Source organism: Gordonia sp. CPCC 206044, assembly GCF_048537895.1.
GTDB lineage: Bacteria > Actinomycetota > Actinomycetes > Mycobacteriales > Mycobacteriaceae > Gordonia.
Genome location: NZ_JBCLVL010000006.1, coordinates 313964 through 326263, shown reverse-complemented (window position 1 = coordinate 326263; position 12300 = coordinate 313964). Strand labels below are relative to the sequence as shown.

Here is a 12300-nt window from a genome sequence, read left to right as displayed (position 1 = left end):
CCAGTCAGTGCCGAAGGCCGGACGGGCGGTAGTGTTGTCAGGCCAGACTCAGTGCGTCCAGAAAGGTTCCTCTCGCGATGCGCACCCATGGGTGGGCCGGATCGACTCCGGTCGACGACGACGAAGCGGCCAAACGCATCGTCATGGCTGCGGGAGAACTCATCGACGACGGCGTGACGTCGGTGAACATCCGTCAGATCGCACAGAAGTTGAGCATCTCGCGGCAGACCGTCTATCGGTATTTCCCGGACACCGATGCACTCGTACGCGCGGCCGCCGAACACGCCACCGACGAGTTCCTCCGAGGTCTCGCCGACTCTCTGCGCGGGCTGACCGACCCTGCCGAGGCAACGGTCGAGGGCATCGCCGTCACGTATGAGCGGCTCCGCGCACACCGCAGATTCGGCATCCTCTTCGCACCGGCCGAGAACGGTCGGTTCATCGCCGTGGTCACGTCGCCAGAAGCGATTACGCTCGGTAAGGTCATAGTCGAACAATTCGATGTCGATTGGGACCAATTCGGTTGGACAGCAGACGATCTCGACGAGCTCGTCGAGATGATGCTGCGCATGGTCCAATCGCTGCTCGCCGACGCGGGCGATCCCCCACGCAGCCCGGCCGAGTTGCGGCGGTATCTGCATCGTTGGGTGGCTCCGGCCATCCAGGGCCGGTGCCGACCGCCGGTCTGATCACAACCACACCGGCCGACCCGCGACGTAGGCTGTGATGATGCCACCGGGCGAGCGTTCGACCCCATCGAGAATGCGCCGGGCCGTGCACAACAATGGTCTGCTGATCGCGTGTCTCGGATTGTTCGCCGTGTTCTTCCTCGGCATGGTGGTCTCCGGTTGGCACGTCTACAACCAGGAACAACTCTCCCATGGAGACGCTGCGGTCTCCCTGGTCGGTTACCTGCGCACCGGTGAGTTCGTGGAGGCGACATTCGAGAACTGGGAATCCGAGTTCCTGCAGATGGGTATGTACGTGGTGTTGACGGCCTTTCTCTACCAGAAGGGTTCGTCGGAATCGAAGCCGGTGGACACACCCGCCCCGCAAGATGTCGATCCTCGTACCCAGCGAGACCAGCCGGGCGCCCCGTGGCCGGTCCGGCGCGGCGGATGGGTGCTTGTGGTGTACGAGAACTCGCTGTCGATCGTGTTCTTCCTGCTGTTCGGACTGTCGCTGATACTGCACGCACTCGGCGGTGCACGGGCCTACAGCGAGGAACAGCAACAACACGGCGAGGCCGCGGTGTCGGTGTGGCGCTATCTGACGACATCGCAGTTCTGGTTCGAATCGATGCAGAACTGGCAGAGCGAGTTCATCGCGGTCGCCGCGATCGTGGTGTTGTCCATAGTGTTTCGACAACGGCGTTCCGCGGAGTCCAAACCCGTTGCCGACCCGCATCTGACCACGGGGGCGTGAAGGCTGCCCCGTGTTTCGGACGGTTCGGTTTCGGGAATCCATGGTCCACAACGCTCGGAGGTGGAGAATGGACAGAGACACATGGAGCCACCTGACATCCATGGTCTGCTCGCCGTCGATCCGAGGAAAGGACGTACTCGGTGAGAAGTGCTCACACACGCAGTGCCGCAGAACTGCCGTCGGCTCGAGGACCGCTGTCTGACCAGGTCATCGCCCGATTGACGCAGGGGAGCGGCGGCAACTCGCTCGAGGTGGCCGACGCCGACCCGTTCGATGACGACACACAACTCGCGCTCTACGTCTGCTACGAGCTGCACTACCGCGGTTTCGTCGACGTCGATGACGAGCACGAATGGGATCCGGTCTTGCTCACGTTCCGGCGAGAGCTCGAACGGCGATTCATGGGTGCCGTTCGCGACAGCGTGGGTGCGTTGCCGACAACGGTGTCTGCCGATGACGAGATGGCCGAACTGAGCGTGGAACCGATCGACGGCGAGGGCCTCTCCTACGAGCTGCGCGACAACGGCACCTGGGAACAGTTTCGTGATCTCTTCGCGCTGCGATCGCTGTACCACCACAAGGAGGCCGACCCGCACGCGTGGGCGATACCGCGTCTGCGACATCAGGCCAAGGCAGCTTTTGTGGCAGTCGAATTCGACGAATTCGGCGCCGGCCGCGGTGATGCTGTACATCAGGAATTATTCACCGATCTCATGGGTGCTGCCGGTCTGCGGACCGATTACCTGGCCTATCTCGATGACGCCCCCTGGTGGGCGCTGGCACCGGTGAACCTGATGTCCTGCTTCGGTCTTCACCGGTCCCTGCGCGGAGCGACCGTCGGCCATCTCGCCGCCACCGAGATCACCTCACCGCCGGGCTCCCAGCGGCTTCTGGCCGGATTGGAACGACTTGACGCGCCGGAGAGTTGCCGACACTTCTATCGTGAACACGTCGAGGCCGACGCCGTCCACGAACAGATCCTGCGCACCGACGTGGTCGGGTCACTGATACTCGACGAACCAGCACTCGAACGCGACATCGTCTTCGGGATGCGAGCGTTCCTGGCGATGGAAGACGCATTCGGCGAGGGCCTCCGCGGTTCGTGGATCGAGGGCATCCCGGCCATGGCGTGAGCCGCCTCCAGATGTCAGTCGCCGTGACGCAGTTGACTCAGTTCTGCCGCCGCCGCTTTCGGTGGCTCGTGTCGCACAGTGGGTACCGGCCGCTGCGACCACAGGCGCAGATCGCCACCATGAATCGATCCGAACACACATGTTCTCCGTTCGGTAATTCGATGTCGACGGGGCCGGGAACCAGAATCGGGCCGCCTGGTGTCACACGGACCGGCATCGACGAGGTCGACTCACTCATCAGGACGGCACCTCCATGCCACCATCAGTTCCTGGGCGGAGCGGTTTGTCGGCCCGGATCGCGAACAGTTCCTCGGTTCGCCTGCCGGGTTCGAGCAGACCCTGCTGTTCGTACCACGCGGAATGTGCGTCGAGCACCGGCCCGAACGGGATCGTCTGTTGCGCCACCACGGTCGCCGACAGACCCGTTGCCGTCAGAGCGCTCATCGTCGAGGGAACGCCGGCGAACTCCGACTGGACCAGAAGCAACGTGCCGCCCGGAGCCAACAGCCGATATACGATGGCGCACAACGGGTCCAGAACTCCACGACCATCGATACCCGCGCTCCATGCGCGCACGGGACCGAGATCAGCGCCGCCGATCGCACACCCCGGCGTGGGCACATACGGCGGGTTGCAGGTGATCAGATCGAATCCGAGGCCGCCATGGTCGACCACGAGATCGCCTATGTCACCGTGCTCGACCCGGACAGGACAACGCGCATCGTGGCAGGCGATCCGAGCGAAGGCGATTGACGCGGGCGAGGCGTCGATCGCTACCACCGAATGCGCGCCGAGATCGGCGCATCGGCGCGCGATGACGCCGGTTCCTGTGCACAGATCGGCGACCCGGGCACCACCGGCGAGGCCGCTCGCCCGAACAGCCTCGGCCAGCAGCCACGAATCATGTTGCGGTAGATAGATATCGGAGTTGACCTCCGCCAACGGCCTCATTTCCGACCATCGTTCGTCCTCACCTGCGCGTGTTGCCGTGATAGCGGGCCTCATAGATCTGTTCCTCTTCTGCGGTCACCTCTGGCTGCAACGGATCCTGCTGGGTTCGAGTCTCCGCGGGACTGCGCCGGGCGCCGGACGTCATGTGAGCCACTCGCATCTCCAATCTGCACATCGACTCCAATCTGCACGTCGACGATGTGGGCGCATCGACGGGCGCCCCTCCGGGTTCCCAGTCCTACAGACAACGAAACACCCATCGGGTGACGACCGTGCCGCAATGGTTGAATTCGGCGCCGTCCGGGTAAGCGCAGCAACATGGCGACGATCAGTCCGACAACACCATCGCTTGCCCATCTACGGATCGTGACCGAGCCGGGATTGCCGGCCTCTGTGACACAGCGAGCCGAACGCAAGATAGCCGCGGCCTTGTCCGAACAAGGCACGGAATACCGCGGCATGGAGGTGCAGGAATTCGCGCTGCACGCCACGCCGCGAGACGATCTGGATGCCGGCGCTGCGGGCAGCAGTTACGCCGACGACGAGGTCGTGGTCTTCGTGACCGAGATGCCGCGTGCCTGTGACGGCGGGGTGACCGTGGTGGAGATCGACCGGCGTCATCGTGCGGCGGTGGTGTCCATGCCCGCACTCGGTCTGTGGCCCCGGAGAGGACTCGTCATCGTCTTGACGGAGATCATGCGTGCACTGTCCCAGGATGATCCGCTCCGTTCCGGCTCTCGTCGCCGCAGATGGACCCGCACGCACAGTGGCCGGACCGACTCCCTGCGGGCCACCGGCGCGACGAACCGCCTGCGTTTGATCGCGGGGATGGTGCTGGGCAACCGCCCGTGGCGTCTCATCCCGACCCTCACCGGGTTGACCGCGGCTGCGGCCGCCGCCGCATCGTTCGGCGTCTTCTTCTCCTCGATCTGGTCGATGGCCAACGCTTTGAGCCCGGTGCGGTTGGTCGCGATCTCGATTCTGTCGATGCTGCTGGCGTCCATGTGGCTGATCGTCAACAACCGGCTCTGGGAACGCACGACCGAGCTACCGAGCTGGCGTACCCGCCTGTTCAACACCGTCACGGCGTGCACGGTGCTGTTCAGTTCTCTGGCCCTGTACGCGATCCTGTTCGTCGCGACCCTCCTGTCGGCGGCGATCGTGATCGATGCCGGATACATGCGGCAGGAGCTCGGCCGACCCGTCGATGTCACCGCGTATGTCAGGCTCGCTTGGCTGGCCACGTCGATGGGGATCTTCGCCGGAGCGCTGGGCTCGAGTGCCGACAGTCATGACGACGTTCTGCGGGCCACGTATGGCCGTCGTGAGCGCTTGCGCAGGCGGACCGGTACCAACCCTGACGAAGAGCGATCCGCCGGTACCCACGCGATGGTTTCATCCACCGGACGGCCGGGTACGGAGCTACGGGCCGATGAACGCATGCGTCCGTGACAAGGAGGGCGGCCTACCGCGACGACGCGCACCACTGTCGGGTCACGATTCGATTCGCCAAGCGGCGCAGCGATCCTCAGCCCGATGCGCCGCCGCGAGGGTGATCAACGGCCGCGGAACTGCGTATCGGTTCGCGTACCGCGGAACTGCATCGACGCGTCCGCGTAACGTCCGGCCAGTCCCGAGAGGCAGAGCGCGAGTTCCGCAGAGCGGTCGACGGTGAAATCCACATCGAGCCGGGTGAGGATGGCCGCGACCGCCGTGATCGTCTCCCCACCGATCACCGCACGGCATGTGTGCTCGTCGACGGGTGTCACGACTCCTTCGGCCGACGCAATCTTGTCGGTCACGTCGTCGGCGGGCACGTGCAGAGTGACCGTGGCGCTGTGCCTCCACCGGGTGTCGGGCAGGCGCCGGCTGACGTAGTCGGTCAGATCCTCGGCGGGCAGACGACGTTCGACGAAGCGCGGGCCGGTGGACGGCGTGCGCGGCCGGATCTGTTCGACGGCAAAGAGTTGCCAATCCGCACGATCGACGTCGTAGCCGAACAGATACCAGCGATGGCCTCGGTTGACCAGGCGGTACGGCTCGACCTCGCGGGGCGCGACACGTGCGGGTCGCTCGTCGCCGTGCTCGTCGTCCCCTTCACCGACGATCGCACCGTCACCATCTGACCGATCAACGTCCGCATCGTCGATCTCGTCGTAGTCGAACCGGAAACGTTCACGCCTGCGACATGATTCGACCAGGGTCGTCAGTCGAGACGGGTCGGTGATCGGTACCGGTTCCTCGTGTGGCAGCGGCACCATGAAGTGACTGAGGCTACGGACATGGTCACGCAACCAGGCCGGCAGCGTTCCTTCGAGTTTGGTCAAGGCACGCAGGGAGGTCTCTTCCATCCCGCCGATGATGCAATTGACACCGGTTCGCAATCCGACGGCGACCGCGACCGCTTCATTCGCGTCGAGTAGCAACGGCGGAATCCGCTTACCGCCGGAACCGAGGCGGTATCCACCGATGCCGCCTCGCGATGCCGCGATGTCATATCCCAGCTCACGGAGTCGTTCGATGTCGTTGCGCACCGTGCGCGGACTGACGTCCAGACGTTCGGCCAGTTGCGCACCGGTGAGATCGCGCGATCCCTGCAGCATCGACAGCAGCCTCAACAATCGAACCGGCATCGAGTTCATCATTCAAACGTGCCACCCGATTAGGAATCCCTGCAGCCTAATCGGCATCTACGGTGGTGCGATCTCACCGGCATCCGCACGATCGGAGTCCACACCCGCTCACCGCACATCCAGGAGGGACAGATCGATGACAACCGAGTACGCGTTCAAGACGGCGTCCGATGATGGTCGAGTTCAGGTGGATACGTTGGCCGCCATACTCGACGGCACCTCCACCCAGTTACTCAACGAGCTATGTCCGCAGCCGGGGTGGCGATGTCTCGAACTCGGGGCGGGCAACGGATCCATCGCACGATGGATCGCCGACCGGGTCGGCCCCACCGGCAGTGTCGACGCGATCGACATCGACACCGACCACATCGAGCACGCTCCCGGCGTGACGATCCACTCTCATGACATCAACCAGGGGTTTCCCGTCGATGATCGCTACGACCTCATCCACACCCGCCTGTTGCTGATGCATCTGCACAGACGACGTGAGATCTTCGAGGCCCTCGTGGACAGACTCACACCGGACGGTTGGCTGGTCATCGGCGACGTGGGCCCGATTGTTCCGACCGCGGTGACCGGCCGTGAAGATGCCGACATCGCGCTGTTCGACCATGTCCTCGATATCGGCCTTCGGCTGGCCGCGCCGTCGGTGGGCATGGATCTCGGCTGGGCGCACGAGGTGAGCGGGCACATGCGTGCGGCCGGACTCGACCGCATCCACGCCGCCGAACGCCGGTTCACCGCCACCGGCGGATCCGAAGGCATGCTCTACTACCGCAGTCTCGTGCAGCAATTGGAACCGGTTCTGCAGGCACACGGATTGTCCGAGGAGGACCTGTGGCGCTTCGCGAACATCATGCTCGATCCGACCTTCGCCGCCTGGTCGTTCCAGTTCACGTTCACCTGCGGACGGCGGCCCGCGCACCGCTGATTCGCACCATCAGCACATATGCCACACTGGCCTACGTCTGCACGGGTAGGAGGTCGGTGTGGATCTCACCATCGCGCAATTGCGCTATTTTCTGGCCGTGGCCGAGACCTTGCACTTCACGCGGGCTGCCAAACGTTTGCACATCTCCCCGCCGTCGTTGAGTCAGCAGATACAGCACCTCGAGAAGCGGGTCGGGGGACCGCTGTTCGAACGCACATCTCGACACGTCGAACTCACCGCCCGAGGCGCCGAACTCGTGACGCTGGCACGCACAGTCATCACCGCCATGGACGACGTGGTGTCGTGGGCCGATGGCGGCCGCCGCTCGCCGCCGGTGTTCCGGGTGGGAGTTCCTGCCGCGAGCGAACGCGCCAATGCCGTGCTCGCCGCCGCCGTGGAGAGGCATCCCGACGTCGCCTGGCAGGTCCACGGACTGCGGTTCACCGAACCCATCCCGTTGTTACGCGATGGCAGCCTTGATGTTTCACTCATGGTCAGCGTCGATCCACCGAACACCGACGACATCGTCGCCACCCCGCTGTGGTCGGAAGACCGCGTGCTGGTGGTCCACACCGGTCATCGACTCGCCGACCGGGCGTCGGTGCGGCTGGAGGAAACCGACGACGAGACCTACATCGGTATCCGGGACTCGGTCGGAACCCAGACGTGGTTCGTCGATCCGCGACCCAGCGGTGCACATCCCCGAATCCTGCCTCTCGCTGCGCAGTTCGACGAGGTACTGCAGCTGTGTGCGGCGGGGGTCGGCGTGAACATCAGCGGATCGAGTGCCGCCGTCACCTACGCCCGTCCCGGACTGCGCTACATCCCCATCAGTGACCTACCGCCGACGACAACATTCTTGTGTCGCAAGCGGTCTCACGGTAACGAGCTGATCGAGGCGTTCGAACGGATCGCCGTGGAAGTTGCCGGCGGGACCTGATCGACCGGCGATCATGAGGATTCGCCTAACGTGCGTGTGTGAATGGGACGTGGACCCACACGCAGCCGGACCGCACACTGGTTGCCGTGTCTGCCCCGTGTGAACCACCCGTCCAACAGATCGCCTACATCCGACGCGACACCGGCACGCTCTACCTCGATCTGGTCGTGCCGAGGTCGCCACGTCCGGCGCCGGTGATCGTCTTCGTGCACGGTGGCGGCTGGTTCACGGGTGACCGCACACTGCGCCCCGATCTGCACCGGTACTTCGTGGCGCGCGGATTCGCGATGGCCAGTGTCGACTATCGCCTGAGCGGACAGGCCTTGTTTCCCGCACCACTGCATGACGTCCGTGCCGCAATCCGCCATCTGCGCACTCACGCTTCCGGATTGGGGCTCGACCCGACACACGTCGGTGTCTGGGGAGCATCCGCCGGCGGACATCTCGCCGCGCTGACCGGCCTGACCGGTCATCTCGAGCAGTTGGCGGGCGAGGAGCCCGCCGTCGGCGACCCGGCCGTACAGGCCGTCGCCGAGTCCTACGGTCCCGCCACACTGGTTGCCGAGGAGATCGCCGCAGGTGCACCGCTTCCCGGAGCCGTCGGTCCGGCGAACAGCCCCGAGGGGCGCCTGCTCGGCGGCGACCCCGCCGACCTTCCTGCTCTCGCCCGCGCAGCCAGCCCCCTGCATGCCGTCACGTCGTCGGCACCGCCCTTCCAGATCTCACACGGGACTGCCGACGTTCTGGTCCGCCACGCCCACAGCGAACGACTCTTCACCGCACTCGCCGGGGCGGGCGTGACGGCCGATCTGTACCTCGTCGACGGCTATCGACACGGTTTCCTCAACCCGCCCAACCGGTCCGACGTCCGGGGAGGACCGATGGACGACGGTCGACTCGCCCACGACGGCGCAGCTGCGGCATCTCATCGCTGCACCGACGGATCCACCGCGGATCGGACCACGTTCGGTTTCGACACCATCGGCGACTTCTTCGCCCGCCATCTGCATCCCGGGCATTCGGACGTCGGCACGACCACCACGACAGCAGGAGAGACCCGATGACTGCAGACCTCGACGCCATCCAGGGACTCGAGCCCGTCTTCGATGCACTACCCGGCGAAGCCGTGCCGTACCGGATCGCCAGCGGCGAGGGACGTCGGTACGAGGTGGACAATCAGCTCTGGACCGTCATCGCCCGAGCCGCCGACACCGGCGGATTGTTCGACGCCGCCTTCGTTCTCGGGCCACGCGGTGCCGGGGCCGGCTGGCATGCCCTTCCCGATCACCAGCGCTCGTACTATGTGTTCCACGGGCAAGTGCAGTTCTGGCTGCCGGGGGAGAGTCGCATCCTGACCACAGGCGATTCCGTACACGTCCCGCCGGGCGTCCCCGTGGCCTATCGCATGCTCGGACACATGACGAAGCTGCTGTTCTGGTCGGCGCCGGGAGGAGCGCTGGACGTATTGGCCGACAGCGGCGCCGACGTGACCGCCCACATCTACTCGGCAACAGGCTCCTCGAGCATCATAACGTCTGCCGCACAACTGTTCTCGCCGGTCGGCGCCCACGGACCCGACCTACCGATGGTGCCGCCGTCGGCGGCATGGGATGACGTGCTGCCGGCGTCCGTGTCGGAATACTTCGTCCGTGCGCATACCGGAGATCGCCGGGCCTGGCCGGATTCGGTCAACGCCTACGGTGCACGTGGGCGCAACACCGGTGGGCGGTACTTCTCGGTTCTCACCCTGGGTGACAAGAGCCCCTATATCCCACGCCATTTCCATCGACAGCACACCGAGAACTTCTTCGTGCTCACCGGCCGGGTGTGGTTGCACGCCAACGGTGTGGAGACCTTGTTGACTGCCGGAGATTATCTGCATGCCCCGGCAGGCACCATCCACAGCTTTGCTTTCGATGCCCACAACACCACGATGCTGGGCATGCTCACCTCCGACATCTTCGAGAACTTCTTCGACGTCACCGGCGAGCACACCGAGCACGCTGTGTATACCGAAGGTCTTGTCCATCCCGAACAGATGATGGGCAAGCTCGGTGCGGCCATGGCAGATCTCGACCTCGAGTTCGTCGGGCCACCACCGGAACGGACGCGGGGGCTCGACATCTGACGTCGCACACGCGGTCACGCCCGCGACACCGTCGAGTCAACCGTCCTGCGGCGACGCACCGTCGAGAGCCGCACGCACCGAGGACACGACGGTCTCGCGGGCGGCGTCGAGCGGTTCGGTCGAGCGCATCGCTCGTGCGAGCACGAACGCACCCTCCAGACCGGTGATGAAGCCGATGATCGCGCGCCGGGCCACTTCGGGTTTCAGGCCACTACTCTCCAGATGCGCCGTGCCGGACTCGATCCACGAGACGAACACGTCAGCGGTCACTCTGCGCAACATGTCGTTGGTGCTCGCGACCTCGAGAGCGACGGTCGCGATCGGACACGCGTCGGCATAGTCGGTTTCCACCAGAAACTCTGCCGCGGCGCCGAATGCCGCCTCGACACTTCCGAGGAGGTCGTCGCCGTCGGCGAAGAACGAGAAGACCAGGGCGCGGTACTCCTCGCCGGCAGCTCTGATCGTCTCCGCGGCCAACTCGTCCTTGCCGCCGGGGAAGAAGTGATAGATCGACCCGAGCGTCGCTCCGGACGCCGCGGCGATCTGTTTGAGACCGGTGCCGGTCATGCCCTGTCGCCGGAACAGTTCGGTGCTCGTGTCGAGAATCCGTGTGCGCGTCCCTGCTGCCATCATCGATCCCTTCTGCCCCACGTCCCGTCACGCAGAGCACCTGCGGAGACAGCCTGTGTGCAGTACGGTACCAAATAGAACGATCTATCCAGTCTCTCTGGAGGTTACCGGTGACCGACGTGAACGAAACGCCACAGAGGGTGAACGAGGAGGCTCACCTCGCCTTCGGTTATCCGCGCGCACCGAAGCACCGACCACGTGGTCGCATAGGTCATGTCATGGGTGTCGCGACAGCCGCCAATGCACTGCCGGCGTTGCGCGTGGCTCTCGAGCGCGCTCCATCTCAGCGTCTGGACAGACTGAAATCGGCTGCGGGCGCTCGGGGTAGGGCACGTCGATCCGCCCCGGCCACGATGCGCGCCCTGGTGGCCGGCACGGGCGGCGACATCCGGTGGCGCGACGTGCCACGCCCACCACCTCCGGGCCCGCGCTCGGCTGTGGTCCACCCGATCGCGGTGGCCACCTGCGACCTCGACCGTCCGATGGCGCTCGGTGCGACGCCATTCCTGCTGCCGTTTCATTTCGGTCATGAATGCGTGGCCGTGGTGGTCGAGGTCGGCGATGCGGTGGCGTCGGTACGACCTGGCGACAAGGTGGTCGTACCGTTTCAGATCAGTTGCGGGTCTTGTGAAGCGTGTCGGGCCGGCCTGACCGCGAACTGTTCTGCGGTACCGCCGATCTCGATGTACGGGTTCGGGCTCGTCGGTGGCCACTGGGGCGGCGCGTACTCGGACCTGGTGGCGGTGCCGTACGCCGACGGAATGCTGGTGCCGCTGCCTGAGGACATCGATCCCGCGACCGCCGCCTCGGTGGCCGACAACGTCGCCGACGGATACCGCGCGGTCGCGCCGTACCTCCCGGACATCTTGGCCCGCCAGCCCGACGCAGCAGTCGTCGTGCTCGCGGAACTCGGACGGCGACTGCCGTTCAGTTCCAGCGTCGGTCTCTACGCGGGGCTCGTCGCCCGAGCATTGGGTGCGTCCAACGTCCACTTCGTGGATCGACGCCCGCATGTTCGACGTCACGCCGAGGCCATCGGGCTTCAACCGCACCATCCCGGTGAGCTCAGCGGAATTGCACGGGCCCCGCTGGTGGTCGACACCAGCTGCACCACAGCAGGCGTCGGGGCCGCCGTCAAACGCACTGCCCCGGACGGCATCTGCGTCTCTCTGGCATCACTGGCCCGCACCAGCAAACTCCCGACTGCCCTGATGTACGGCCGCAACATCACCTTCCATCTCGGCCGTTCACACGCGCGCGCCAACATTCCGGCGGTGCTCGACCTGATGCGCTCGGGAGCGCTGCGACCCGAACTCGTCACAAGCCACCTCGGTGCACTCGACAACGCCGACACCATGGTTCGCGAACACATGCTGGGCGAGGCGACGAAGACCATCGTCGTCGAGTAGACCTGACCTCGGGGCCGACCGTCGTCGTGGTACCGCGTACCGCCTTCGCGACATGTCGTGGTGGCCCGTGTCACCGAAACGGTCGACGCTCCGTGCCGATGTACGTTGGACGAACGAGTA

Annotated in this window: 14 protein-coding genes; 9 read left to right on the top strand and 5 right to left on the bottom strand. The window is 65.2% G+C overall.

The features are described from left to right. The first annotated feature begins 77 nt into the window (after window positions 1–77). From AAFP35_RS12270 to AAFP35_RS12260, 3 genes are all read left to right on the top strand, one after another. A complete protein-coding gene (locus tag AAFP35_RS12270; RefSeq protein WP_419221889.1) occupies window positions 78–689 on the top strand; it encodes a TetR/AcrR family transcriptional regulator in 612 nt (203 codons plus the stop codon). Between the two features lie 85 nt (window positions 690–774). Next, complete coding sequence (locus AAFP35_RS12265) at window positions 775–1425, top strand: DUF6766 family protein (RefSeq protein WP_419221888.1); 651 nt, start codon at window positions 775–777, stop codon at window positions 1423–1425. A 140-nt stretch (window positions 1426–1565) separates the two neighbouring features. Beyond that, window positions 1566–2558, top strand: coding sequence for an iron-containing redox enzyme family protein (locus AAFP35_RS12260; RefSeq protein WP_419221887.1), 993 nt, complete (start codon window positions 1566–1568; stop codon window positions 2556–2558). A gap of 37 nt (window positions 2559–2595) precedes the next feature. On the opposite strand, the gene AAFP35_RS12255 is transcribed toward AAFP35_RS12260, so the two are convergent. From AAFP35_RS12255 to AAFP35_RS12245, 3 genes are read right to left on the bottom strand one after another with little or no spacing between them, the layout of a single operon-like run. Further along, window positions 2596–2796: a CDGSH iron-sulfur domain-containing protein gene (locus AAFP35_RS12255; RefSeq protein ID WP_419221886.1), complete on the bottom strand. Its 201-nt coding sequence runs from the start codon at window positions 2794–2796 to the stop codon at window positions 2596–2598. Then, window positions 2796–3509: a methyltransferase domain-containing protein gene (locus tag AAFP35_RS12250; RefSeq protein ID WP_419221884.1), complete on the bottom strand. Its 714-nt coding sequence runs from the start codon at window positions 3507–3509 to the stop codon at window positions 2796–2798. The genes AAFP35_RS12255 and AAFP35_RS12250 overlap by 1 nt, the downstream gene beginning before the upstream one ends. A 19-nt stretch (window positions 3510–3528) precedes the next feature. Next, the gene (locus AAFP35_RS12245; RefSeq protein ID WP_419221883.1) at window positions 3529–3663 is read right to left on the bottom strand and encodes a hypothetical protein; all 135 of its coding nucleotides are present in this window, start codon (window positions 3661–3663) and stop codon (window positions 3529–3531) included. Window positions 3664–3968: 305 nt separating this feature from the next. On the opposite strand from AAFP35_RS12245, the gene AAFP35_RS12240 reads away from it, so the two are divergent. Beyond that, window positions 3969–4961: a hypothetical protein gene (locus tag AAFP35_RS12240; RefSeq protein WP_419221882.1), complete on the top strand. Its 993-nt coding sequence runs from the start codon at window positions 3969–3971 to the stop codon at window positions 4959–4961. A 104-nt stretch (window positions 4962–5065) separates the two neighbouring features. Here the strand turns inward: AAFP35_RS12240 and AAFP35_RS12235 are convergent, their stop codons facing one another. Then, window positions 5066–6142, bottom strand: coding sequence for a helix-turn-helix transcriptional regulator (locus tag AAFP35_RS12235; RefSeq protein WP_419221881.1), 1077 nt, complete (start codon window positions 6140–6142; stop codon window positions 5066–5068). 136 nt (window positions 6143–6278) lie between these two features. Between AAFP35_RS12235 and AAFP35_RS12230 the strand changes: the two genes are divergently transcribed. The 4 genes from AAFP35_RS12230 (at window position 6279) to AAFP35_RS12215 (ending at window position 10141) form a co-directional block, all read left to right on the top strand. Continuing rightward, window positions 6279–7073 (top strand): class I SAM-dependent methyltransferase, encoded by a 795-nt coding sequence (locus tag AAFP35_RS12230; RefSeq protein ID WP_419221880.1) that lies wholly within the window; start codon window positions 6279–6281, stop codon window positions 7071–7073. A gap of 58 nt (window positions 7074–7131) precedes the next feature. After that, window positions 7132–8013 carry a LysR family transcriptional regulator gene (locus AAFP35_RS12225; protein ID WP_419221878.1) on the top strand — a complete coding sequence of 294 codons (882 nt, stop codon included), beginning with the start codon at window positions 7132–7134 and terminating at the stop codon, window positions 8011–8013. 86 nt (window positions 8014–8099) lie between these two features. Beyond that, window positions 8100–9077, top strand: coding sequence for an alpha/beta hydrolase fold domain-containing protein (locus tag AAFP35_RS12220; RefSeq protein WP_419221877.1), 978 nt, complete (start codon window positions 8100–8102; stop codon window positions 9075–9077). Beyond that, complete coding sequence (locus tag AAFP35_RS12215) at window positions 9074–10141, top strand: quercetin 2,3-dioxygenase (RefSeq protein WP_419221876.1); 1068 nt, start codon at window positions 9074–9076, stop codon at window positions 10139–10141. The genes AAFP35_RS12220 and AAFP35_RS12215 overlap by 4 nt, the downstream gene beginning before the upstream one ends. Before the next feature lie 36 nt (window positions 10142–10177). Here AAFP35_RS12215 and AAFP35_RS12210 read toward each other — a convergent pair whose 3' ends face one another. Continuing rightward, entirely contained in the window at window positions 10178–10771 is a 594-nt protein-coding gene (locus AAFP35_RS12210; protein WP_419221875.1) for a TetR/AcrR family transcriptional regulator, read from the bottom strand. Between the two features lie 218 nt (window positions 10772–10989). Here AAFP35_RS12210 and AAFP35_RS12205 point away from each other — a divergent pair, with 218 nt between their 5' ends. After that, a complete protein-coding gene (locus AAFP35_RS12205) occupies window positions 10990–12180 on the top strand; it encodes a zinc-dependent alcohol dehydrogenase (protein WP_419221874.1) in 1191 nt (396 codons plus the stop codon). Window positions 12181–12300 lie beyond the last annotated feature (120 nt).